At 35.7% G+C, this 25405-nt stretch carries 18 protein-coding genes; 11 read left to right on the forward strand and 7 right to left on the reverse strand.

The genetic code is table 11. The features are described 5' to 3' along the window. Positions 1-66: 66 nt before the first annotated feature. From murC to gyrB, 3 genes are all read left to right on the forward strand, one after another. Entirely contained in the window at positions 67-1419 is a 1353-nt protein-coding gene (gene murC / locus CGC49_RS02915) for a UDP-N-acetylmuramate--L-alanine ligase (RefSeq protein ID WP_095911805.1), read from the forward strand. 297 nt (positions 1420-1716) lie between these two features. Beyond that, entirely contained in the window at positions 1717-2814 is a 1098-nt protein-coding gene (locus CGC49_RS02920; RefSeq protein ID WP_042007312.1) for an OmpA family protein, read from the forward strand. 181 nt (positions 2815-2995) lie between these two features. Continuing rightward, positions 2996-4954 (forward strand): DNA topoisomerase (ATP-hydrolyzing) subunit B, encoded by a 1959-nt coding sequence (gyrB, locus tag CGC49_RS02925; RefSeq protein ID WP_042007316.1) that lies wholly within the window; start codon positions 2996-2998, stop codon positions 4952-4954. A 79-nt stretch (positions 4955-5033) separates the two neighbouring features. Here gyrB and CGC49_RS02930 read toward each other — a convergent pair whose 3' ends face one another. Beyond that, positions 5034-5582, reverse strand: coding sequence for a hypothetical protein (locus CGC49_RS02930; protein WP_042007332.1), 549 nt, complete (start codon positions 5580-5582; stop codon positions 5034-5036). A 130-nt stretch (positions 5583-5712) separates the two neighbouring features. On the opposite strand from CGC49_RS02930, the gene ccsA reads away from it, so the two are divergent. Both ccsA and lipB read left to right on the forward strand, forming a co-directional pair. Further along, positions 5713-8853 (forward strand): cytochrome c biogenesis protein CcsA, encoded by a 3141-nt coding sequence (gene ccsA / locus CGC49_RS02935; RefSeq protein ID WP_095911806.1) that lies wholly within the window; start codon positions 5713-5715, stop codon positions 8851-8853. A 106-nt stretch (positions 8854-8959) separates the two neighbouring features. Then, complete coding sequence (gene lipB, locus CGC49_RS02940) at positions 8960-9658, forward strand: lipoyl(octanoyl) transferase LipB (protein ID WP_042007320.1); 699 nt, start codon at positions 8960-8962, stop codon at positions 9656-9658. Positions 9659-9703: 45 nt separating this feature from the next. Here the strand turns inward: lipB and CGC49_RS02945 are convergent, their stop codons facing one another. After that, positions 9704-10726: an endonuclease/exonuclease/phosphatase family protein gene (locus tag CGC49_RS02945; RefSeq protein WP_095911807.1), complete on the reverse strand. Its 1023-nt coding sequence runs from the start codon at positions 10724-10726 to the stop codon at positions 9704-9706. 217 nt (positions 10727-10943) lie between these two features. Between CGC49_RS02945 and CGC49_RS02950 the strand changes: the two genes are divergently transcribed. Genes CGC49_RS02950 through rsmA form a run of 3 tightly spaced genes read left to right on the forward strand, consistent with a single transcriptional unit; the run spans position 10944 to position 13943 of the window. Beyond that, positions 10944-12425 (forward strand): DUF5687 family protein, encoded by a 1482-nt coding sequence (locus tag CGC49_RS02950; protein ID WP_095911808.1) that lies wholly within the window; start codon positions 10944-10946, stop codon positions 12423-12425. Between the two features lie 6 nt (positions 12426-12431). Next, positions 12432-13130, forward strand: a complete 699-nt coding sequence (locus CGC49_RS02955) for an ABC transporter ATP-binding protein (RefSeq protein WP_042344135.1) — start codon at positions 12432-12434, stop codon at positions 13128-13130. Positions 13131-13175: 45 nt separating this feature from the next. Beyond that, positions 13176-13943, forward strand: a complete 768-nt coding sequence (gene rsmA, locus CGC49_RS02960; RefSeq protein WP_095911809.1) for a 16S rRNA (adenine(1518)-N(6)/adenine(1519)-N(6))-dimethyltransferase RsmA — start codon at positions 13176-13178, stop codon at positions 13941-13943. Between the two features lie 299 nt (positions 13944-14242). Here the strand turns inward: rsmA and infB are convergent, their stop codons facing one another. The 4 genes from infB to CGC49_RS02980 form a co-directional block, all read right to left on the reverse strand. Then, on the reverse strand, positions 14243-17137 hold the full coding sequence (gene infB, locus CGC49_RS02965) for a translation initiation factor IF-2 (RefSeq protein WP_095893386.1): 2895 nt from the start codon (positions 17135-17137) through the stop codon (positions 14243-14245). A gap of 123 nt (positions 17138-17260) precedes the next feature. Then, complete coding sequence (gene nusA / locus CGC49_RS02970; protein ID WP_042344132.1) at positions 17261-18496, reverse strand: transcription termination factor NusA; 1236 nt, start codon at positions 18494-18496, stop codon at positions 17261-17263. 11 nt (positions 18497-18507) lie between these two features. Then, the gene (gene rimP / locus CGC49_RS02975) at positions 18508-18975 is read right to left on the reverse strand and encodes a ribosome assembly cofactor RimP (RefSeq protein WP_042005424.1); all 468 of its coding nucleotides are present in this window, start codon (positions 18973-18975) and stop codon (positions 18508-18510) included. Positions 18976-19171: 196 nt separating this feature from the next. After that, the gene (locus tag CGC49_RS02980; protein ID WP_042005425.1) at positions 19172-21001 is read right to left on the reverse strand and encodes an SLC13 family permease; all 1830 of its coding nucleotides are present in this window, start codon (positions 20999-21001) and stop codon (positions 19172-19174) included. A 194-nt stretch (positions 21002-21195) separates the two neighbouring features. On the opposite strand from CGC49_RS02980, the gene CGC49_RS02990 reads away from it, so the two are divergent. Further along, a complete protein-coding gene (locus CGC49_RS02990; protein WP_042005426.1) occupies positions 21196-21855 on the forward strand; it encodes a DUF4294 domain-containing protein in 660 nt (219 codons plus the stop codon). Between the two features lie 69 nt (positions 21856-21924). Here the strand turns inward: CGC49_RS02990 and CGC49_RS02995 are convergent, their stop codons facing one another. Beyond that, positions 21925-23541 (reverse strand): S8 family peptidase, encoded by a 1617-nt coding sequence (locus tag CGC49_RS02995; protein WP_095911810.1) that lies wholly within the window; start codon positions 23539-23541, stop codon positions 21925-21927. Positions 23542-23857: 316 nt separating this feature from the next. Here CGC49_RS02995 and CGC49_RS03000 point away from each other — a divergent pair, with 316 nt between their 5' ends. Both CGC49_RS03000 and CGC49_RS03005 read left to right on the forward strand, forming a co-directional pair. Beyond that, positions 23858-24673 carry an AraC family transcriptional regulator gene (locus tag CGC49_RS03000; protein ID WP_095911811.1) on the forward strand — a complete coding sequence of 272 codons (816 nt, stop codon included), beginning with the start codon at positions 23858-23860 and terminating at the stop codon, positions 24671-24673. Positions 24674-24764: 91 nt separating this feature from the next. Next, positions 24765-25373, forward strand: coding sequence for a DUF417 family protein (locus tag CGC49_RS03005; RefSeq protein ID WP_042005431.1), 609 nt, complete (start codon positions 24765-24767; stop codon positions 25371-25373). Positions 25374-25405 lie beyond the last annotated feature (32 nt).

Genomic DNA, 25405 nt, shown 5'->3' on the forward strand with positions numbered 1-25405 from the left:
TTTTTAATCTTTTAATCATTTAATTTTTAAATCTTTTAATCTTTCAAAACCTTAAACAAAAACGCAATGAAAGTCAATTTCAATAACATAAAAAACGTATATTTCATCGGGATTGGTGGAATCGGAATGTCGGCATTGGCTCGTTATTTCAAAGCCATCGGAAAGAATGTCTGCGGATACGACCGAACACCAACAGAAATTACCGATACACTTGAAAACGAAGGAATTAAAGTCCACTTTACGGAAGATGAAGCAAATATTCCATCAGATTTCAAAAATGTGGAAAATACTCTTGTAGTGTACACACCTGCCGTCCCGAAAATGCACGTTGAACTTGTTTTCTTCCAAAAGAATGGTTATCAAGTTTTTAAGCGTTCCGAAATTTTAGGAATGATTACTGAAAATAGTTTTTGTTTAGCGGTGGCAGGAACGCACGGAAAAACCACAACATCAAGCATTTTGGCTCATATTTTAGTGGAAAGTGGAGCTTCGGTAAGTGCTTTTTTAGGTGGAATTGCCGAAAATTTCAACAGCAATTTAGTTCTTAACGGAAGTAAATTTACCGTTGTTGAAGCCGACGAATTCGACCGCTCTTTTTTAAGGTTATCTCCTGATATTGCGTGTATTACTTCAATGGATGCCGACCATTTGGACATCTACGGAAGTAAAGAGGAATTTGAAAAAGGGTTTCGTGATTTTGCCGACAAAATTAAATCTGATGAAAATCGGATTATATGTAACGGACTGAAAATAAACGGAAAAACATACGGATTGGAAGGTAATTCTGATTTCAGCTTTCAAAATATTCGTATCGAAAATGGTGTGTATCACTTTGATTTCCATTATGCAAACAACGTTCTTAAAAACTATGTGTTTCCAAAACCGGGCAGACACAATTTGTCGAACGCTTTGGCGGCGGTGGCGATGGGTGTACAAGCGGGGTTTCCTGCTGAAAAATTATTGTCCGCATTGGCAACTTTTAAAGGAGTAAAACGTCGATTTTCATACATCATCAAAGAAAAGGATTTCGTTTTCATTGACGACTATGCACATCACCCATCGGAAATCAATGCACTTTTCCAAGCGGTGGATGAAATGTATCCAAAAATTGAAAAAACTATTGTTTTTCAGCCTCATTTGTTTACTCGAACTCGCGATTTTATGGACGAATTTGCAGAGAGTTTATCCAAATTTGACGATGTGGTATTGTTGGATATTTATCCTGCAAGGGAATTGCCCATTGAAGGAATCACGTCAGAAGTGTTGTTAGAAAAAATTCAAAGCAAACAGAAAGTTTTGGTCTCAAAATCGGACTTAATTCCGTTACTGACCAAAAAACAGCCCAAGTTATTGCTTACTGTTGGAGCAGGTGACATCGGGGCTGAAGTTGAGAGAGTTAAAAACAGTTTCAAGATGTAGAGCAAGATATCAATATCTACTCAAGACATATATTAAATTAAGTATTAAATAAAATTAAACGATTGAAAAACAACAAATAGGCTTGTTTTTAATGATTAGTATTATATGATTAATGTTGATTTTTAGGTATTTAAAAAGCAAACACGATATGTATGTAATTTTTAGTATACCTTGAAATATTGAGTAATAGTAGGAGTTTTCGTTGAAAAGCATAAAGTCCTGTTAATTTTTTTTTTAATACGATTTTAATCCCGAAATTTGCCACAGATTTTAAACAAAATAATTTATATTTAGAGTATGAAAAAAACAACTTTAAGTTTAGTTGCACTTTCATTTGTGGGCTATGTGTCTGCACAAGATTTACCAGCAAATCCGGCTCCAGGTAAGTGTTATGTAAAATGTATCACGAAAGATGAATTTCGTGAAGAGACAGAGAGAATCCAGATTGCACCCGCTTACAGCAAATTGGAGGTAATTCCTGGTACGTTCAAAACGATTGAAGAGCGTGTTTTAGTAAAAGAAGCAAGTAAAAAATTGGTCTACGTACCAGCTGTTTATGAGACGGTTCAAGTTCCTTATGAGAAAAAAGAAGCTGGTAATATATTAACTGTAGTTCCTGCTGCTTTTGGTAAAGATGTTAAAACTTTGGAAGTGTATCCTAAAACTTCAGGTTGGGAGTACAAACATCTAGACAACTGTCCTTCAATCAATAAAGATGCCTGTGTTACTGCATGTTTCGTTGAAAGACCTGCTCGTTTCGAGAGCGTAGATGTTGTTACTTTGGTGAAAGACGCTCATACTACAGAAAGAGAAATTCCAAGCATTGAGGCTACTTTCAAACGTCAGGTTGTTAAAACCCCTGCTCGTGTTGAGGAAATTGAAATCCCTGCTGAATATGCTACCATCAAGCGTGAAGTAGTTGATAGAGAGGCAACAACTCGTAAAGTGGAAGTTCCTGCTGAGTACAAAACTATTACCAGACAAGTATTGGTAAAAAAAGGAGGAGTTACCGTTTGGGAAGAAGTTGATTGTAAATTATTAGAGCCTACAATGTTGCCTATTTTATACGAATACAATAGTGCTAAATTAACAAAAGCCTCTGAAAAAATCATTGATGAGATGTTATTCCCTCTATTGAATGGCAAAAACACAAGTGTTGAAATCATGTCTCACACTGACTCAAGAGGAAACGACGATTACAACATGTCGTTATCTCAGCAAAGAGCTAATGCAGTTGTTAACTACTTGGCTTCTAAAGGTATACAACGTTCAAGAATGATTGCAAAAGGATACGGAGAGACTCGTTTGATCAACAGATGTGCTAACGGAGTTCAGTGTTCAGAGCAAGAACATCATAAAAACCGTCGTACAGAATTCAGAATTTTAGGAGAATAGTTCTCCATATGGTCGTAAATAATAAAAACTGCTTGAAACTTTTCAGGCAGTTTTTTTGTTATTATATTCTTTTTTTCGACTCACATCTCTTAGGGTTACATTTTTGAGAACGTATTGTCTAATTTCGAAAAAAGTTGTACCTTTGTAGACTATTATTACTTATAGAATACAAAAATAACTTATGAGCGAAGAACTAAACAAAAGTCAATATTCGGCGGATAATATTCAGTCTTTGGAAGGAATGGAACACGTGCGTATGCGTCCTTCGATGTATATTGGAGACGTGGGTACACGGGGTTTGCACCATTTGGTATATGAGGTTTTGGATAACTCTATCGACGAGGCATTAGCAGGACACTGCGATAGAATCACTGTATCTATTAATGAGGATAATTCCATTACTGTTGAAGATAATGGTCGCGGGATTCCTGTGGATATTCATAAAAAAGAGGGTGTTTCCGCTTTACAAGTGGTTATGACTAAAATTGGAGCTGGAGGTAAATTTGACAAAGGCTCATACAAAGTTTCAGGAGGTTTACACGGCGTGGGAGTTTCGTGTGTGAATGCACTTTCTACGCATCTGATAGCAACTGTTTTCCGTGATGGAAAAGTTTGGGAACAGGAATACTCAAGAGGGAAAGCACTCTTTCCCGTCAAACAGATAGGCAATACGGACAAACGAGGGACACGTGTAACGTTTCATCCCGATGAGGAAATTTTCCAACAAACAACGGAATATAAATACGACACCTTAGCTACTCGTATTCGTGAATTGTCATATTTAAACAAAGGTATTACCATTACCTTAACGGATTTCCGCAATAAGGATGAAAAAGGAGAATATATCTCTGAAACCTTTCATTCCGAAAATGGATTATCTGAGTTTATTAAATATTTGGACGGAAACAGGGTTTCTATCATCAATCGCGTAATCTCTATGGAAGGAGAAAAAAATGAGATTCCTGTGGAAGTAGCGATGATTTATAACGATTCGTTCAACGAGAATTTACACTCTTATGTAAACAATATCAATACTACTGAAGGAGGAACTCACTTACAAGGATTCCGTATGGGATTGACACGTACGCTTAAAAACTATGCGGATAAATCCGGTTTGTTGGAAAAAGCAAGTAAAGATAAAAAGAATCCTATTGAAATTGTAGGAGATGATTTCCGTGAAGGGTTAACAGCGATCATTTCGGTGAAAGTAGCTGAACCTCAGTTTGAAGGGCAAACAAAAACTAAGTTAGGGAACCGCGAAGTTACATCGGCTGTTTCACAAGCGGTATCCGATATGCTGGAATCTTATTTAGAGGAAAATCCGAACGATGCTAAAACCATTGTTGAGAAAGTAATTTTAGCTGCACAAGCACGTCAGGCAGCAAAGAAGGCTCGTGAAATGGTGCAACGTAAAACCGCGATGAGTGGTGGTGGGCTTCCAGGAAAGTTGTCCGATTGCTCAGAACAAGATCCTGAAAAGTGTGAGATATTCTTGGTGGAGGGAGACTCCGCAGGGGGAACAGCTAAGTTAGGACGTGACAGAAACTATCAAGCGATTCTTCCTCTAAAAGGTAAGATATTGAATGTAGAAAAAACAATGCAGCATAAAATTTTTGATAATGATGAAATCAAAAATATATACACAGCATTGGGTGTAACCATTGGCACAGAAGAAGATGCTAAAGCCTTGAATTTACAGAAGTTACGCTATCACAAAGTGGTTATCATGTGTGATGCCGATGTCGATGGGTCACATATTACAACTCTGATTTTGACATTTTTCTTCCGCTATATGCGTGAGTTAATTGAAAAAGGGTATGTTTATATTGCTACACCTCCACTTTATTCATTGAAAAAGGGCAAGAAAGAAGTTTACGCATGGAACGAGAAAGAGCGTGACCGTGTGAGTGAGGAACTTGGAGGAGGGGCTCACATTACTCGATACAAAGGTTTGGGAGAGATGGATGCTCCACAACTGTGGGAAACAACTATGAATCCTGCTCAGCGAACACTCCGTCAAGTAACTATCGACAACGCTAGTGAGGCTGATCGAATTTTCTCTATGTTAATGGGAGATGAAGTACCTCCCCGCAGAGAGTTTATTGAGAAGAATGCAAAATATGCAAAAATCGATGCTTAGTCATAAAAGTGTACTTATAAAAAAGGCTGTTCAGTAATTTACTAAACAGCCTTTTTTACTTTTATTAAAGGGAATGATCCTAAAATTTATACCCTATCTTGATACCTGCGTTTGGTTCAATAGCCCAAAAATACTTGTTTTCAACAATTTTTTTACCGAAATTACGTCCTATGTTTACGTATGGAGCCACAACAAACGTATCATTATAATTCCAAATATACCCAATTCCGATTCCAAAAATAAAACTGTCCAGCTTAGTCGTTTCTACAACCTCCTTTTTGTCAGCATTCAATACAGTTTCTTTAAAACTACCAAAACGCTGCTTGATAAACGGATTGATATAGGGGCCTGATAAGTTATCTAAATCAAAATAGTAGTTATATCCTACTTTGATACTCGTTGCACTGTATTTTCTGTTATCTCCTTTTGGAAAGTAGGAAAAACGGTCGTTAAAAAACATTTCAACTTCAATTGACTGATTGAAGTCGACATAGCGTTCATAACCCAACTCAACCGAAGCGATAGCAATAGCGTTTAAGGCATTCAAGTTTATTTGATTCTTTGGGTAATCCTGTGAAAATGCTTTCCCTGAAAAAAGAGCCAAACATACAATAATAAGTCTTTTCATGTCTATGATAATTTTAATTGAAAGGCAAAAGTAATAATATTTTTTAGAACTGGAAATATTTTCTGTATTTTCCTGCTTTTTATGGTTTAAAATCGTATCTTTGCGCGAAACACTACTTATCAATAAATTTATGTTAAAATCATTCGTAAACTTCGTTTTTTCAACTCGTTTGATGGCGATTCTTTTCATCGTATTTGGGATTGCTTTAGGGTTAGGGACATTTATTGAGAACGACTATGGTATCGACACGGCTCGTATCTGGATATACAACGCGTGGTGGTTCGAATTAATCATGCTTATTTTTGCAATTAACTTCATTGGTAATATCAAACGCTACAATCTTTTGAAAAGAGAAAACTGGGCGGTATTGGTATTGCACCTTTCATGGGTCTTTATTATTGTTGGTGCAGGTATTACCCGCTATATGAGTGACGAGGGATTGATGTCAATACGTGAAGGGGATACAGCCAATTTTTATGTATCTGATCGAACTTACATATCTGTATTTGTCGATGGACAACATGATGGACAACCCCTCCGTAAAAGCAACCAAACTGAAGTTCTTTTTTCACCCTATACTCGGAATTCATATCATTGGAATGATGATTTCAAAGGAAAAAGATTTGATGTTAAATACAAAAAATTTATCCGTGGAGCTAAGGAAGGATTCGTAGAATCACCTGAAGGGGCGCTATACCTAAAGTTAGTGGAATCTTCAGGAGGAACACGTCACGAACATTTTTTGAAAGATGGTGAAGTAACTAATGTTCACAACATACTTTTTGCATTAAATCGACCGACCGAAGGAGCTATAAATCTCACCATTAACGATAAACAACAATTGATTCGCACTCCTTTTGAAGGGAAATATATGACAATGGCTACTCAAGAGTTTACCCCTGTTGCTAAGGACAGTTTGCAACCTTTCATGATGCGCTCACTCTATTCACTGGAAGGTATTCAATTTGTAGTTCCAGAGTTTATGGTAAGAGGCTATGAAGGTGTGGTTGCCTTGGATGAACAAGAAATTACTAAAGAAAGTTCGAATGCGGTAGTACTCGAAATCAATTCGGGGGACGAAAGCAAAGAAGTTACTGTCATGGGAAGCAAAGGAATTATACATCCACCAAAAAGCATCAGTGTAAATGGATTAGACTTCCATCTAAGCTATGGCTCACGTCGTGTAGAGGTTCCTTTTTCGGTAAAACTTGATGACTTTATTGCAGATAAGTATCCTGGAACAGAAAATAGCTACGCCGCTTTCAAAAGTAAAGTTACGGTAACCGATGGAAACGAAAGATTTAACTACGATATTTTCATGAATAACATTCTGAATTATAAAGGATACCGATTATTCCAAGCACAATTTCACCCCGATGAGAAAGGTACCGTATTGTCTGTTAACCACGATTATTGGGGTACACTGATTACTTACATAGGCTATTTTTTACTCTACGGAGGGTTAATTGCTTTCATGTTTGTAGGTAAATCACGATTCATAAAATTAGCAAAACAACTTAGAGATGTGCAATTGAAACGACAAAAATTAAGTGTTCTATTATTTCTTTTAGGAAGTTCTGTAATGTTTGGGCAACATTCCGTAAGACCATCGGATGCTGAAATTGATTCGATTTTGAAAGCTACGACCGTAAGCAAAGAACACGCTGAAAAGTTCGGTGAGTTGGTAATCCAAGATTCAGGGCGTATGAAACCCGTACATACTTTCGCTTCGGAGTTAATGCGTAAGATGACCAAATTTGATGATTTTAGGGGGATGAATCCTAACCAAGCCTTGCTGTCCATGATGTTGCACCCTGGAGCTTGGACACAAGTTGATTTTATTTTCGTAAAGAAACAAAATGATAGTTTACACTCGTTTTTAGGTGTAGAAAAAGGCACGAAATACGTCCGTTTTGCAGATTTCTTCGACGAAAAAATGAGCTATAAATTAAGTCCTTATCTACACGAGATTTATTCAACGAACACTCCGAATCAGTTTCAAAAAGACTTTAAAAATGCAGACCAACGTATTGGTTTGATAAACAGAACTTTATCAGGGGAGATGCTTAAAATATTCCCTCTGTTGAACGACCCTAATAACCGTTGGGTTTCAGGTGTTGAATTTCGTAGTGACAGAAGTTTGGAAAAAGATTCATTATACGCCAATTTTATAAGCAATGCAGTGCCGATGTATTTGAGTATGCTTCGTGAATCCATTCAAACGGGAGATTATTCAAATCCTGATAAATTGTTAGAAGCTCTTAAGAAAAACCAACAAAATCACGGAGCGGAGGTACTTCCATCGGAAAGTAAGATAAAAGCCGAGATTCTCTATAATAAAATAGATGTTTTTAACCTATTGTTTCAGTGGTACTTATACGTAGGAGGAGTGATGTTCATTCTCTTAGTTGTGGATATATTTTCAAAAAAACCTTTCTTGAATATCGCGGTTCGTATATGTAAATACTTGATTTTAATTTTATTCTTACTTCATACGCTTGGTTTGATATGTCGTTGGTATATTTCAGGACATGCACCTTGGAGTGATGCTTATGAAAGTATGATCTACGTAGCTTGGGCAACTATGGGTATGGGATTACTATTTGCCAAACGTTCACTGTTGTCATTAGCTGCCACTGCTTTCGTTACATCGATGATTCTGATGATCGCACATTGGAATTGGATGGATCCTTCTATAGGTACGTTGCAACCTGTGTTGAACAGCTATTGGCTAATGATTCACGTGGCAATCATTGTCGGAAGTTACGGGCCTTTTGTATTGGGAGCTATTCTGGGAATTATTTCCATGTACCTGATGATATTTACGACCGATAAAAATAAAGAACGTATGTCATTAGCCACTCAGGAGTTAGTGATTGTCAATGAACTATCACTAACCGTAGGATTAGTCATGCTTACTATCGGAAACTTTTTAGGAGGCATGTGGGCAAATGAGAGCTGGGGACGTTACTGGGGCTGGGATCCAAAAGAAACATGGGCTTTGGTAAGCATCATGGTATATGCCTTTGTAATCCATATGCGTTTGGTTCCAGGACTTCGTGGGCGTTGGGCGTTCAGTTTTGCAAGCACGATAGCTCTTTTTAGTATTCTTATGACTTATTTCGGGGTTAATTTTTACCTTTCAGGACTGCATAGTTATGCAAGTGGAGACAAAATCATTACGCCTTCCTTTGTTTACTATTCGGTAGCGTTTGTACTGATTTCAGGGGCGATTTCATTTTGGAAATACCGACAATATTATAAAAAATAACACTTTTTGTATTTCAAGCAACATATGTAAGTGTCTGAAATAATTAGGGTTGAAATGAAATCCTGCTGTATTTTAGATTATATGTTTGAATATAAACGCATTAAAAATGAATAAACAAATCATATTCGAAGACTTAGGAACGAAAGATTATAAGGAAACTTGGGATTATCAAGAGTCTCTTTTTGAATCTATCATTGAAAAGAAACGGAAAAACAGAGCAAATAATACCAATGAACCTACATCGAATTACTTCCTTTTTGTAGAGCATCCGCATGTGTACACTTTAGGAAAAAGTGGAGATATTTCAAACTTACTAATTGATGAGGCTACGCTCAAAAAAAAGGGAGCTACCTTTTATAAAATTAATCGTGGTGGAGACATTACCTATCATGGACCTGGGCAAATTGTAGGTTATCCTATTTTAGATTTAGATAATTTTTTTACAGATATTCACAAGTACCTACGTTTGTTAGAGGAAACCATCATCTTAGTACTGAAAGACTATGGCATTAAAGGAACTCGGAGCGAAGGTGAAACGGGAGTTTGGATAGATGTAGGTACGCCTTTTGCTCGTAAGATATGTGCTATGGGAGTTCGCAGTTCACGCTGGGTAACTATGCATGGATTTGCATTTAATGTAAATGCAGATTTGGGCTATTTCGATAATATTATCCCTTGTGGAATACGTGGTAAGGCAGTGACCTCGCTCAACTTGGAATTAGGTCAAAAAGAAGTAGCTATAGAAGAGGTTAAAGAAAAGATTATCAAATATTTCCAAGAGCTTTTTGAAGCAGAAATGATTTAAAATATCATCGTAAAGACGCAAAATTTTGCGTCTTTACGCCTTTTATTACTCCATAGAAAATTTCACTAACATTGGACGGTGGTCTGATAACACTTCGCTAAATGTGTTAAAATCTTGAATATTCAATGATTTATCTAACAAAATATAGTCAATCCGAAAAGGGAAAAAGTTAAAATTAAACGATTTTCCAAATCCCACACCTTTCTCTTCAAAAGCGTCATTTAGGTTTTCGCCTCTGATATTTCGATAAATATAAGAATAAGCAGTGTTGTTAAAATCTCCACAAACAATGGTTTTGTAGGGAGATGTGTTCTGATGGGTTTTGAAAAGTTCCATTTGCTCCTGCTGCAGTACAAACCTACGACTAATATTTTTGATAAGACGTTCTTTATCTTGATTAATCAGCTCATTTTCAGGTTTTATATGTAGCGATTCTAAATGTAAGCTATAAATACGTAGAGTGTCTTTTTGTACCCTGATGTCCACAAAAACACCATTATTGCTCGTGTTCGGAAAGTTCAATGATCCTGCATTGATTATTGGAAACCGGCTAAAGATAGCGTGACCAATATTATCTTTTGGAGTTTTAGTAATGATTTTTTTATGTGGATATCCTGCGATGTCATATTTTTTATGGTTATAAAACTCTTGAAAAACAATTATATCAGCCGATTGTTTTTGAACAAATTCAATAATTTTATCTTTTAGATTTCGGTCGGGATGCCAACGATAGTGGTTGAATAATCGTACATTGAACGACATTAAAGAAAGACCATTTTCTGCCTCGGTTGAAGTGTTGAATATCTGAAATAATCGTGTAAGAGACTCGTAACCAAACAACAAAATTACGGTTGAAAGAAGAAATATTTTCTTTCTTCTTACTAACCAATATATAGAAAATAAAACGTTTACAATCAACACAATAGGAGTTAACAAGGCTAATACTGAAATGATTGAAAATCGCTTTGGAGGCAGGTACGGAATGAGGTATGACACCAACAGCCATAGCACAAAAAATACGTTGGTTAAAAAAAGTATTTTCTCAAAAAAGTTTAGTTTTTTGTACATTTCCGTATTTTATAAGCATCCCACAAAGATACCAAAATATTTGTAAAAGAATTGATTTTGTTAGAGAAAAAAACTACTTTTGCCGAACAGTAGTCTATTTTTCAGAATCCAACCGAATTTTTTAAAGTCCTAAAAGTTTAATTTATAAGCATAAAAATAGTGCTTTAATGAAATACCAATACACGAATAATAACCTTTACACCTTTACATTTTAAATATGTTTAAACGTTTTTTATTTCTCGAATGGAAATCATTTTTGCGTTCAGCTAGTTTCAGTAAAAACTTGGCAGTAAAGATTTTATTGGCTTTTTCAGCTATTTATTTTATTATCATATTTTTTTCCTTAGGAATAGGACTGTATCCACTCTTGAAAGAAGCATTTCCTGAACAAAAACCTATGCTAATTGTCAATATGTTCGTAGTTTATTGGTTCTTAGCAGAATTTTTCGTTAGGTTCATGTGGCAATCACTTCCTATTATAAACGTTAAACCATTATTAATCAATAATATAAATAAAAAAAGAATCATTCGATTTTTACTGACAAAAACTCTCTTTTCACCATTTAATTTTTTTACTCCTTTGTTAATATTCCCTTTTGGGGTGTGGAACATTTATGTAGGAGATTATTCTTTGGTCAGCATTTTGTGCTGGTGGATAGCCATTTTGTCATTGATGTTTAGTGCTAATTTTCTGAACTTTCTGTTGAATAGATATTTCTCTGACAATATCAAAAAATTGTTCCCATACGTTGCAATTGTCCTAATTCTGGTAGGATTAGAGCGTTTTGATATATTTAAAACATCTCATTTTATAGGAAATTTAATGGATATATTGCTAGAACAATTTTATTTTGTTGTTATTCCAATAGCCTTATGTTTTCTTACATACAAATTAATTTTCAATCACTTACGTAAAAGTTTTTACTTAGATAACGTATTAAAATCAAAGAACAAAACCGTAAGTACTGCCGATTTCGGTTGGGTGAGACTTTTTGGGGATATAGCTCCGTTTTTACAGCTTGATTTGAAGCTTATTTGGCGGAATAAGCGTAGTAAATCTGTTATTTGGACGATGGTGTTTTTCGTTTTTTACGGACTTCTTTTTTATCCAAATCCTGAGATAGGTAAGTCTTTTTTGTTTTCAATTTTTATTGGAATTTTCTTATCAGGAGTCTTCTTAATCAATTTCGGGCAGTTTATTCCTGCATGGGACAGTACTTATTATTCAATGCTGATGGCTCAGAATATCCCTATGAAACAGTATGTTAAGTCCAAAGCATACTTGATTTATGGCTCTATATTGTTGCTCACACTACTTACTATTCCCTACGTATATTTTGGAAAACATATTCTGCTGGTGAATTTAGCTACAGCCTTGTACAACCTTGGTGTAAACGTACCCATACTACTTTACATGGGTGCATTTAACAAAAAACGAATTGATCTGGACAAATCTACCATGATGAACTACCAAGGAATGGGAATCGTCCAATGGTTGTTAGCGATTCCTTTTCTCGTCTTTCCTTTATTGATAGGTTGGCTATGTAAATCAATCTTCGATGAAACATGGGCAATCATGATTCTTGCAGTATTAGGATTCATAGGTTTCTTATGTAGAGAATACTTTTTTGAATTTATTGCAAACAAGTACAAATCAAGAAAATACATTACCATTAACGGATTTAAACAACAAGCATAAACCTTTATGATACAAGTACATAACCTCAGTAAAACGTATAACGGAATAACTGTTTTGAATATTCCCGAACTGACTATTAACAAAGGAGAAAGTTTCGGGCTTGTAGGTAACAACGGAGCAGGAAAAACTACTTTTTTTAATCTACTACTCGATCTTATTGAACCTTCGACAGGAAGTATCACTAATCGTGGTATTCAAGTAAATCTTAATGAAGAATGGAAACCGTTTACTACTGCTTTCATTGATGAGAGTTTTCTTATCGGATATTTGACCCCTGAGGAGTATTTCTATTTTGTTGGAGAACTTCGCGGACAAAACAAAGCTGACGTTAATGATTTTTTGACGCAATATAAAGAGTTTTTCAATGATGAGATTTTAGGTTCACGAAAATATTTACGCGACCTTTCCAAGGGAAATCAGAAAAAAGTGGGTATTATTGCTGCACTTATCGGCAACCCTGAAGTTGTGATCCTTGATGAACCATTTGCTAATCTTGACCCAACAACTCAAATACGCCTCAAACGTATTATTAAAGAACTATCTGAAAATAACAATATTACAATACTTATTTCAAGCCATGATTTGCTTCATACGGTTGAAGTAACTTCTCGTATTGTAGCTCTAAACAAAGGAATAGTAGTTAAAGATATACAAACCTCTGACCAAACCTTGAAAGAATTAGAAAACTTCTTTGGAGTAGAGTGATTTAAAAGTAATCTTCGTATTTTATTACCAGAAAGACAAAAATATATGGATACCGTTAAGGCAAAAAAACACTTTGGACAGCACTTTTTAAAGGATTTAAATATCGCTCAAAAAATAGCAGATACCTTATCCCTTTCGGGGTACGAAAAGGTACTGGAAATAGGAGCGGGTATGGGAGTTTTAACTCAATTTCTATTGCAAAAAAACATTGATACACACGTGGTAGAAATCGATCGTGAATCGGTAGCTTACCTTCAAAAACATTTCCCTGAATTGGAGAATAAAATTATCGCTGCTGACTTTTTAAGCTATGATATTGCTTCTTATTTCAATCATAAGCCTTTTGCCATTATAGGAAATTTTCCATATAATATTTCTTCACAAATTGTCTTTAAAACATTAGAATTAAGAGAGTTAATACCCGAATTTAGTGGAATGTTTCAAAAGGAAGTTGCTGAACGTATTTGCCAAAAGGCGGGAACAAAAACCTACGGTATTTTGTCAGTATTTGTACAAGCCTTTTACGAAGCCGAATATTTATTCACGGTGTCAGAGCAGGTTTTCAATCCTCCCCCAAAAGTAAAAAGTGGGGTACTGCGATTAGTTCGCAAACAAAAATTTCATTTGGATTGCGATGAGAAGTTATTTTTTACTATTGTTAAGACAGGATTTCAACAACGGCGTAAAACTCTTCGCAATAGCCTTAAATCCTTTCTCAGAGATGAATCAATAAAAAATAATCCTATTTTTGATAAACGTCCAGAACAGTTGTCATGGGAAGATTTCGTATATATAACCCAAATATTAACGTAAAAAAGGATATTTAATATCTTATCTTTAATGTTAAAAAACTTAAAGATAGAAGTGTGTCCTGTATTAAAAATGACATTTTTTAGATAAGTTCTGTATTCATACAGAAGAATCAAAATTCCGTTAGAACCAATTTGTAACAGATTCTACATAAAGGAGTTGAAGAGAAGTAATCTCTAATTATGAATATATCAATAATGTAAAGATTACTTCATCATAGTTTTATACTCCATACTTTTCTATTCGTGAGAATAAAGACATCTTTCAAATGTCTTGGAAAGTCTTTTTTGGTTACAAAAATCTTACAATTTCTTTTTCACAGCGACTTCTTGGAATGCTTCTAATACATCGTTTTCTTTGATGTCATTATAGTTTTTCACTTGTAACCCGCAATCATATCCTTTAGAAACCTCTTTCACATCATCTTTGAAACGTTTTAATGAAGACAGTTCTCCCGTGTAAATAACCACACCTTCGCGGATAATACGTATTTTTGAATTGCGATAGATTTTTCCATCGGTAACCATACATCCTGCAATAGTTCCAACTTTTGAAATTTTGAATAACTCACGAATCTCGACCGTACCAGTAACTTCCTCTTTGAATACAGGCGAAAGCATTCCTTCCATAGCATCTTTGAGGTCATTAATTGCATCATATATAATTGAGTAAGTGCGGATATCTATTTCTTCTTTGTCAGCTAATGCACGAGCGTTCGCCATTGGTCGGACATTAAATCCGATAATAATCGCATCCGAAGCTGATGCTAATAATACATCTGATTCGGTAATTGCTCCTACTCCTTTATGAATAATTGACACTTGAATTTCTTCTGTTGAAAGTTTTTGGAATGAATCCGTCAAGGCTTCTACCGAACCGTCTACGTCTCCTTTTAAGATGATATTCAACTGCTTGAAATCTCCCAAAGCAATACGTCTTCCAATCTCGTCCAAAGTGATATGACGTTGTGTACGTACTGATTGTTCGCGCTGTAATTGAGCTCGTTTAGCTACGATTTGTTTTGCTTCACGCTCATCTTCAAACACATAGAATTTATCTCCTGCCTGTGGGGCACCATCTAAACCTAAAACCGAAATCGGAGTTGAAGGACCTGCAGTTTTTACTTTTTTACCGCGTTCGTCGTGCATCGCTCTGATTTTTCCAGAGTTTGTTCCTGCCAATACATAATCTCCAACCCGTAGAGTTCCTGTTTCAACTAATACTGTCGAAACATATCCACGACCTTTGTCCAATGATGCTTCTACAACAGTTCCTAAAGCTCGTTTGTTTGGATTGGCTTTTAACTCCAGTAATTCAGCTTCAAGTAGTACTTTTTCTAATAGTTCTTGAACGCCAATTCCTTGTTTAGCAGAAATGTCTTGCGATTGAATTTTTCCTCCCCAATCTTCCACCAAGAGATTCATTCCAGCCAAACGTTCTTTAATCTTCTCAGGATTTGCTGTAGGTTTATCTATCTTATTGATAGCAAATATAATAGGAACTCCCGCTGCTTGTGCGTGGCTGATAGCTTCTTTGGTTTGTGGCATTACATCATCGTCGGCAGCTACTACGATAATAGCAATGTCCGTAACTTTTGTTCCACGGGCACGCATCGCTGTAAAGGCTTCGTGTCCCGGGGTATCCAAGAACGTAATTCTTTCCCCACTTTCAAGTTTTACGCTGTAAGCACCAATGTGCTGCGTAATCCCCCCACTTTCTCCTGCAATCACGTTTTCCTTACGAATGTAGTCCAAAAGTGATGTTTTTCCGTGATCCACGTGTCCCATAACAGTTACGATTGGAGCTCTTGGAATCAAATCCGTTTCCTCATCTTCTTCCACAGGGATAGATTCCTCAATATCAGCGGTTACAAATTCAACCTCATAGCCAAATTCATCTGCTACAATGGTCAACGTTTCAGCATCCAAACGCTGGTTCATCGTTACCATAATTCCCAGTGACATACACGCTCCAATAACCTTATTGATAGGTACGTTCATCATCGTAGCTATCTCATTTACAGTAACAAATTCTGTTACTTTTAAGATTTTTTCTTCTTGTTCTAATTGAGCTAACTCACTTTCGGTTTTCTGACGGTGTAAGTCGCGTTTTTCTTTTCGGTATTTAGCTCCTTTCGACTTAGTAGCTTTTCCTTGTAATTTTTCTAAAGTTTCACGTACTTGTTTTTGTACTTCCTCTTCGGTAGGTTCTACTTTTGCAAAAGTTTTCTGTTTTTTATCCTTTCCTTTACCGTCTTTTTTGTCTTTGTGAGGTGATGATGAGGCTACATCATCTTTTTTGATACGCTTACGTTTGCGTTTTTTGTCGCCACTTTCATCCTCTTTAGGAGCATCTGTATTGACTTTTTCCTTGTCTTTACTAGCTTTGTCTTTTTTCTTTTTCTTCTTTTTCTTATCGAATTGACTTAGGTCGATTTTTTCTCCTACAACCTTCGGCCCTGTCAATTTTTGATATTGTGTTTCGATTACACCTACTTCAGGCTCTTCCTTTTCCTGATTTTTGGCAGTATCGTTTTGGGGTTTTGAATCTTTTATAATATGTTGATTAAGTGATTGATACTTATCGTTTTGAGTGTTTTGGGATTTGTTTTTTTGAGGGAATTCTTTTTTGCTATCTTGTTTATTTTTGTTTTTTTCAAACGTAACTGACTCTTTTTCAGTAACTTCTATAACAGTTTCCTCTTGAGTAGCTACTATTTCTTGAGGCTTTTCTTCTTTTTTCTCAACAGGTTGAGGTGTATTTTCTATCTGTGCAACAGTTTCTTTTTCAGTAGATTGTTTAATTTTATCAACAACTTTTTCAGATGATTTATTTTCTTTTTTAGGCTCTAAATCAATCTTTCCTACCGTTTTGATTCCCACAACTGTACCTCGGGCTTTGATAACCTCCTGTTCTTGTTGTTTGCGTTTTTCCTCATGTTCTTTTTCTTGCTCAATTCGGATAGCTTCCCTTTCTTTTCGTTGGTCTTGAACGATTTCTTTGGAAGCCTCGCGCTTATTTTTATCAGCGTTGAACTTGTCAGAAAGCATTTTGTATGCGTCTTCCGAAATCTTTGTATTCGGATTCGACTCCACTTCAATTCCCTTATCCTTTTTAAGATAATCCACAGCTGTCTCTAAAGAAATATTAAATTCCCTTAGAACCTTACTTAATCGTATATTTTTTCCCTCACTCATATATTATATTTATTTGCTTTACGCTATAAGCGATAGGCTTAGGATTTGAACCTATGGCTTACTTTTAATTTTATGTTTTAAGCACTCCTTATGTGCCATATAACTTCGCTTTCACAGCACGGTCTATTCAAACTCGTCTTGTAAGACGCTGATAACTTCACGGATGGTTTCTTCCTCTAAATCAGTACGTTTCATTAACTCAGTGATGTCTAATTCCAAAATACTTTTAGCGGTGTCTAATCCTGCTTTTTTGAATTCTTCGATCACCCATCCTTCGATTTCGTCATCAAATTCTTCTAACTCAATATCCTCTTCGTCATCTATGCCATCTCTGTATACGTCAATATCGTATCCTGTCAATTGACCAGCCAAACGGATATTGTAACCCGCTTTCCCAATCGCTTTTGACACCTCTTCGGGTGATAAAAATACTTGAGCCGTTTTATTTTCTTCATCCACCGTAACTGAATTTACTTTTGCAGGAGCCAGTGATCTAGCAATCAACAAATTTGGATTACTTGTATAGTTGATAACATCAATATTTTCGTTTCCTAACTCACGAACTATTCCATGTATTCTAGCTCCACGAACACCAACACATGCACCCACCGCATCAATACGGTCGTCATATGAGTCTACAGCTACTTTAGCCTTGTCACCAGGAATCCGAACCACTTTGCTAATAGTAATGAGTCCATCGGCTACTTCAGGAATTTCTTGTTCAAACAAACGCTCCAAAAACACTGGTGATGTTCTCGACATAATGATTGACGGTTTGTTACCTTTTAGTTCCACTCCTTCAATCACTCCACGTACGTGTTCACCTTTTTTGAAAAAATCCGATGGGATTTGTTTCTCTTTTGGCAAAACGATTTCGTTGCCTTCGTCGTCCAAAAGGATAATAGCTTTATGTCTAATGTGATGAACTTCAGCGATATAAATTTGACCAATTAAATCTTTAAATTTACGATAGATGGTAGTACTGTCATACTCGTGAATTTTTGAAATCAAATTCTGACGCAATGCTAAGATAGCACGGCGACCCAAGTCGTTGATTTTAATTTCCTCTGATACATCCTCTCCCACCTCAAAATCAGGCTCAATTTTTTGAGCTGCCGATAATTCGATTTCTTGATTAGGGTCTTTCACTTCTCCATCTTCCACAACCACACGATTTCTAAAAATCTGTAAGTCCCCCTTATCTGGGTTAATGATTATGTCAAAATTGTCATCTGAACCATATTTCTTTTTCAAAGTATTGCGAAATACCTCTTCCAAAATCGCCATTAAAGTCTCACGGTTGATAAGTTTATTATCCTTAAACTCTGAAAAAGACTCTATTAATTCAAGATTGTCCATAATAATTTCGATTAAAATTTAATGATTACTTTCGTTTCTTTTATATCACTTAGAGCTATCTGAAGCTCTCTTTTTACAGTTATTTTCCCTTTCCCCACAGGTTTAGGCTCACGTGTTTCGGTTTCTAAAATTACATTCCCATCAACAATACCTTTAAGCAGAGCTTCATGTTTTTTACCATCATTTTTCAACACTTCCACAGTGCGACCAATGTTTTTTTGATATTGCCTCTCCAAATGGAAAGGTTCCGTAGCTCCGAATGAAGTCACTTCGATTGAAAAATCAATCTCTTCACGATCTAAATTGTGTTCCACAGAACGACTTAAGGTTATGCAATCGTCAATTCCTACGCCGTTATCACCGTCAATTACAATTCGAACGGCATTGTCGTTCGACACTGATAAATCTATCAAAAACAATGCTGGGTTTTCACTTAAAGCATTGTCTACTAACTCTTTAACCTTTTCTATTAATTTCATTTTGTATAAAAAGAGGGGACTTTATGTCCCCTCCCATCCTCGTTTATAGGTGCAAAGATACGTTTTTTTCTAAAAAACAAAAAATAAAGTTGAAATATTTTTAAAAATTGAGAACTGTATGTGCTAAAATTAGCTAAGTGTACAGTTTTCGGAAACTAAAATAAAACCAACTAAATAAATTGTTGTTGAAACCTCATTAAAAAGGGAACAACAAAGGTAACAGGAACACAAAAACGATTCCCATAATAATCTGTAATGGAGTTCCTATGCGAACATAGTCCATAAAGCTATATCGTCCTGCCTGCATTACCAACGCATTTGGAGGAGTTGAGAAGGGGGAGGCAAAGCATAAGCTAGCTGCTATGGCAACTGCAAACAGAAACGGATAGGGACTGACTCCCATACCTTCCGCGGCGTTTAAAGCAATTGGAGCAAATAAAACAGCTGTGGCTGTGTTGCTGATAAAAAGAGTAAGCAAAGATGTGCTGAAGTATACACCTGCCAACAAAGCATAAGGCCCGAAAGATCCCAATTGATGAATCAATCCATTTGAAATTAGGGAAGCAGCTCCAGTGTTTTTAAAAGCAGTTGCCATCGGTAACATTGCTGCTATCAGTACAACGGTCTCCCAATTGATACTGTTGTAAGCCTCTTCCATATTTCGTAAACAGCCCGTGACGACCATCAATACCGATGCTACTAAAACTGCAGTGACAGTAGGGATAACGTTAGTTACCATTGCTACGACCATTGCCAACATTATCAGTGCAGCAATTGGAGCTTTTTGGTCAAGGGTTACTTTAGCAGCCTCTTTTAATGGTTGCCCTAACAAAACCAAATCATCCTGTAAGTTGCCTATTTCCGCAATGTCTTTCCAAGTACCTTGAATCAGTAAAGCATCACCTGAATGAAGTTTTATGTTTTGAAAATCATCGCGCTGATATGTTGTTTGCCTTTTTATGCCTAACACACTAACGTTATATTCCTCACGAAAACGAGCTTCACGAATGGTATGATTTATCAGTTTTGAGTTCGGCATTACAAACACTTCAGCGATACCGGATTCTTGGAAATCAGAAAAAGTTCCCTCTTTATCTTCTTCGATCGTAAGTCCATTTTCTGTTGCAAAACGATGAATATTCTCCTCACTCCCATTGCAATAGACAACATCTCCATGCAAAATCAAGGAGTTGGGAGTTGCCATTATTTCTAAATATTTCTTACCGAAGCCCGAAGCACTGGTTTTGCGAGTGATTTTTGTAACAGTGATTCCGTAATTCGTGGCAATTTTCAACTCTGCCAATGATTGGTTTAGTAATGGCGTATCCTTTGGAATTTTGAATCGGAAAGCCTGATGATTCAATCGGTATTCATCGACCAATTCTTGTAATGTTTTTCCTTTTTTCGTAGAGTTTGTAGCTCCATCTGTTTTAGTATCTACTAAATATTTACTCAAGAAAAACATTCCTATTCCACCCACTACCAGACAAATAAGTCCCACAGGGGCAAAAGAAAAGAAAGAAAGTGGCTTGTAACCTCCATGGGTGAGTACATCTTGGATAACTAAGTTTGGTGGGGTACTGATTAGTGTGAATAATCCCATACTACTAGCGAATGCCAGTGGCATTAAATAGCGAGAGGGATTCAAGTTAGCACTCGCAGCCATACTCACAACAATAGGCATCATCACCGCTACTGTACCTGTATTACTCACGAAAGCTCCAATAGAAGCTGTTACTAACATTACCAAAAAGAACAACAAATTCTCGTTATTACCTGCCAAACGAAGAATACGGCTACTTATCATTTTTGCTAATCCAGTGCGAAAAATACCTGCTCCAACCACAAAAAGCCCCACCATCATGATGACTACTGAATTTGAAAATCCTGCCAGAGCCTCCTCTGGAGAAAGTATCTTAAAAAACATCAAACACAGCAAAGCACAAACTGCTACTAAATCAGAACGTACTTTTCCTTGCATAAAAAAGAAAGAGGCTAAAGCCAAAATGAATAACGTGAGATACATCGGTGAAAATAAACTATCCATAAGCAAAATACATTTTCGTAAACATTTTTTTCTAAGATCCCGACAACAAATATACAATTTTATTTCGAAAAAACATTTGAAAAAAATGAATTTTGTAACAGAAAAATGGATATGGTGTGATTTTTGGTACTTCGCATTATAGTTTGTATTTTTGTTGGCTGAAATAATTTTATATGAGAGAAAAAATACTTTTGACGATATATGGATTGGGGTTTGTCTTCTTTAGTCATGCTTACGCACAGCATGATACGATTGGAAAACCACATTATCAACTTATTGATACAATCCGTTTGAGTGATGTGTATGTTTTTGAGCGAGCAGAACGCACATTTCCCAATGAAGAGGCTCGAAAGCAATATTTAATTTTACGAAATCGAGTTAGAAAGGTGTATCCGTATGCGAAAATGGCTGCCGATCGGTTGTATGTTATGGAGCAAACGATGGATACGATGAAAAATAATCGCACAAAAAAAACGTATGTTAAGCGTACCCAAAAATATATTGAAGACCGATTTACAGACGAATTGAAGCAACTTTCTCGTTCACAGGGGCGTATTTTAGTAAAGCTGATTCATCGGCAAACGGGAAGAACCGCCTTTAATTTAGTAAAAGAACTTCGAAACGGTTGGAATGCCTTTTGGTATAACAACACTGCATGGCTGTATGATATTTCACTAAAAAGTGAATATAATCCTGCCGAAGTTGAAGAGGATTATTGGATCGAGGAAATTTTGCTTAGAGCTTTTGCTCGAGAGGAATTGGAGGAGCAAGATCCCGCTTTCCTTATTGATTTTGAAAAAATATCACAGGAGCGAAGAAATCGACGTAAGTGATTCTTATCACAAAAACAAAGAAAGAGGCTGATTTTTTTAGATTTCAGCCTCTTTCTATTTTTTTTATACCTATTTTCGTAAACTCATTTTCGCTGCTAAGATGATAGCATTACGAGCGTTAACAATAGTACCGGAGGTTGAAAGTTCAGAGAAAGGAACTTTCTTTTTATTCTCTCCCTCACCTACTTTTACTTCTAAATTTGGTTTAACTCCCGATTGCATAATTACTTGTTTTACCTGAGCTGCTGTTAAGTTTGGAAAGTAAACTCTGATCAAAGCTGCAATTCCAGCCACCTCAGGCGAAGCCATAGAAGTTCCTTGTAAAAATTTGTAATTATTGTCAGGTGCAGGTGCGTAAATTTTCACTCCTGGAGCAAAAACATCCACATTTCTTTTTCCGAAGTTTGAGAATGAAGCTACTAGATTTTCGTTGAACATATAGTTCAAAGCTCCTACAGTCAAGAAGTTATCTGAAATTTCTTTACCATTTATTTCATCATTCGGATAAGTATCTTCTACATCAATATCTTTGCTATCATTTCCTGCTGCATTTACAATCAACACATCTTTTGAAGCGGCATATTTTATAGCTTCATACACTTTATCCTTGTGAGGAGAAAGTCCTTTTCCAAAACTTGTATTGATTACTTTAGCTCCATTATCAGCTGCATAACGAATGGCAAAAGCAATATCTTTATCGTATTCGTCTCCATCAGGAACGGCACGCAAAGCCATAATCTGTACATTATTTGCTACTCCATCAATTCCAATACCATTGCCACGTTCAGCTGCAATGATTCCTGCTACGTGTGTTCCATGTAATGACTCCTCCAAATCAGGCCCTATTACGTTGTTATTTCCGTAGCCTTTTTTGGAAAAATCATTTTCATCATCTTTTAAAATCGTTTTACGAGGATGAAAATTCAAATTCAAATGATGCTTTAACTTTGAGTCGTAGTATTTAGCAGCATTATTAAAATCTGATTTTAAAACATTTACATCATGTACACGATTAAACATTTGTTGCATAAATTCAACATATTGAGCAATAGTATCGTCCGATGTTTTTAGTTGAGCAAGATCAGATTTGGTATAGTTCGTTTTTTTCAATTCCTTAGCTAACACTTCATCAGCTGATAAAATCATCTGATACAATTGTTCCATGTAAGCTTTTTCTTCTAAAGTCTCGTTATGTTCTTTTTCGTACATTTTCTTTGCCTTTTCGAACAAAGGATTGTTTTTGTCCTTGGTTTTATAGATACGAACATACTCTAAATTTTCATGGTTAACATCTCCCAAGAAGTTCCATCCATGGATATCGTCTACGTAGCCATTCTTGTCGTCGTCAATGCCATTGTTTGCAATTTCATTTGGATTTGTCCATACCACATTTCTCAAATCTTCGTGATTAATGTCAATTCCAGAATCAATCACCCCAACAATCACTTTTTGCTTTGGCTTCATTTTTTTCAACAAATCATAAGCCCCGCCCAAGTTCATCCCCGGTAAGTTGGCCGAATAACTTTCATGAGGCCATGTTTTTAAATTGTCATCAGCTAGTTTCCCTACAGATGTATAGGAACTTGGAGCCACATCAAGGGAAGATTTGCTCACCTTAGACACAGAACTGCAACTCGCTAAAACGAAAGCTGTTGCAATCATTAATAAAGATTTTTGAGTATTCATTGTATTTTTTTATTGATATAATTAAAATATTTTTGCAAAGGTATATATTTTTTTAGTTCTATGACTATTTTTAGTAATATAATTCAATCGTTTTCAGGAAAATCTGTATAAACTTCTTTTTGTTGAAATTTGTTTTTTAAAGTTCAAAAGTGATTTAATATTTATGCGTTGAATATTGATTTTCAGTATTATATTCCTAATATATAGAAAAAAAATCAAAAATAAGTTTACTTTCAAAATCGAGACATTTCCCACTCAAAAATTTTGCCAAAATCCTAAAAAAAACTATTTTTGTTCAACGAAATTTTATTGTGATATGGATATATCAATAAAAAATAATATCACACAACAACTCAGAGAAGGGTTTAGCGTAGAAAATTATTGTATTTTTTTGTTTGTAGGTAGCGGTGCTTTTTCTGTAAATTCAGTTGATTTTGAATATGATGGACATACGATTTTGTTCTTATCACCCTATCAAAAAATAGAATTTTTGAAAGAAATACCTGGAGAAGTTGAAGTGTTGCAATTCCATGGCGATTTTTATTGTATTGAATACCACAAGGAAGAGGTGGCGTGTAACGGACTGTTATTCAATAATATTTATATGCAACCTCACATTCAACTATCGGAAGAACATTTCAGCGAAATAAAGTCAATTTTTAAACGGATAAAAACCGAATTAGGAGAGAAAACGACGTATTCTCAGGCGGTGTTACGATCATATTTACAGCTGATTTTGGCACTTTCAAGTAAAGATAAAAGTTTAATTTTGAAAGATTTAATGCTGAAAGTAAATAACAGTATAGGGTTGGATTTTCAAAAAAACTTAGAAACTTATTTTCTGACCGAACGTAGTGTAGCTTTCTATGCCGATAAAGCTCATCTTTCGGTGGATACTTTCAGTAAAAAAATTAAACAATTATTTGAAAAATCTCCTGCCAAACTCATTCAAGAACGCATTGTTTTAGAGGCTAAAAAACAATTGCACTTGACCTGTAAGTCAATCAAAGAAATTGCTTTTGAAATGAATTTTGAAGATGAATTTTATTTCAGTCGGTTTTTCAAGAAAGCCGTTGGATTGTCTCCAAAGCATTTTCGGGAAACGGTAGGAATTTCTGTTGTAGCAAAATAATCTATGTAAAACCCTTTTTTGTCCATTAGGTATGTTTAGCAATATAACTACTTTTGCAAACCAAATTAGTAACATATAAATTTATAATACAATGAAGCAATTACTTACGTTTTTAGCTGGTAGTCAGCGTAATTTTGTAAATTACATCCGAGTAGCAATCTTTATCGTGATGGCTTGGATTGGAGGATTGAAAGTCTATCAATATGAGGCTGATGGCATTGTTCCGTTTGTAACAAATAGCCCTTTTATGAGTTTCTTTTATAACAACACAGGCAAAACAGCCGTAAATGACAAAGGAGAAACTGTTCCTGAATATGTTTTACACAAAAATCCAGAAGGAAAAATGGTAGCTAAAAATATTGAATGGCACAAACAAAACGGGACATATACTTTTTCCTATGGGCTGGGAGCTATGATTTGCCTCATCGGGTTATTGACCTTATTAGGAATATGGTCTCCAAAAATCGGACTTTGGGGAGGATTGTTAACTTTTGGAATGTCAATTGTCACACTCTCATTTTTAATCACAACTCCTGAAGTATATGTACCAAATTTAGGAGGTGATATGCCAACACCACAACATGGATTTCCTTATCTTTCAGGTGCTGGTCGCTTAGTATTGAAAGACATAATCATGTCAGCCGGAGGTTTGATAGCTGCTTCCGATGCGGCTCAACGTCTGTTGAAAAAAGAAAAATAAAATTCTTAGTTTTATTTATGAAAATAAAAAAG

This window comes from Capnocytophaga sp. H4358, assembly GCF_002302515.1.
Lineage (GTDB): Bacteria > Bacteroidota > Bacteroidia > Flavobacteriales > Flavobacteriaceae > Capnocytophaga > Capnocytophaga canis.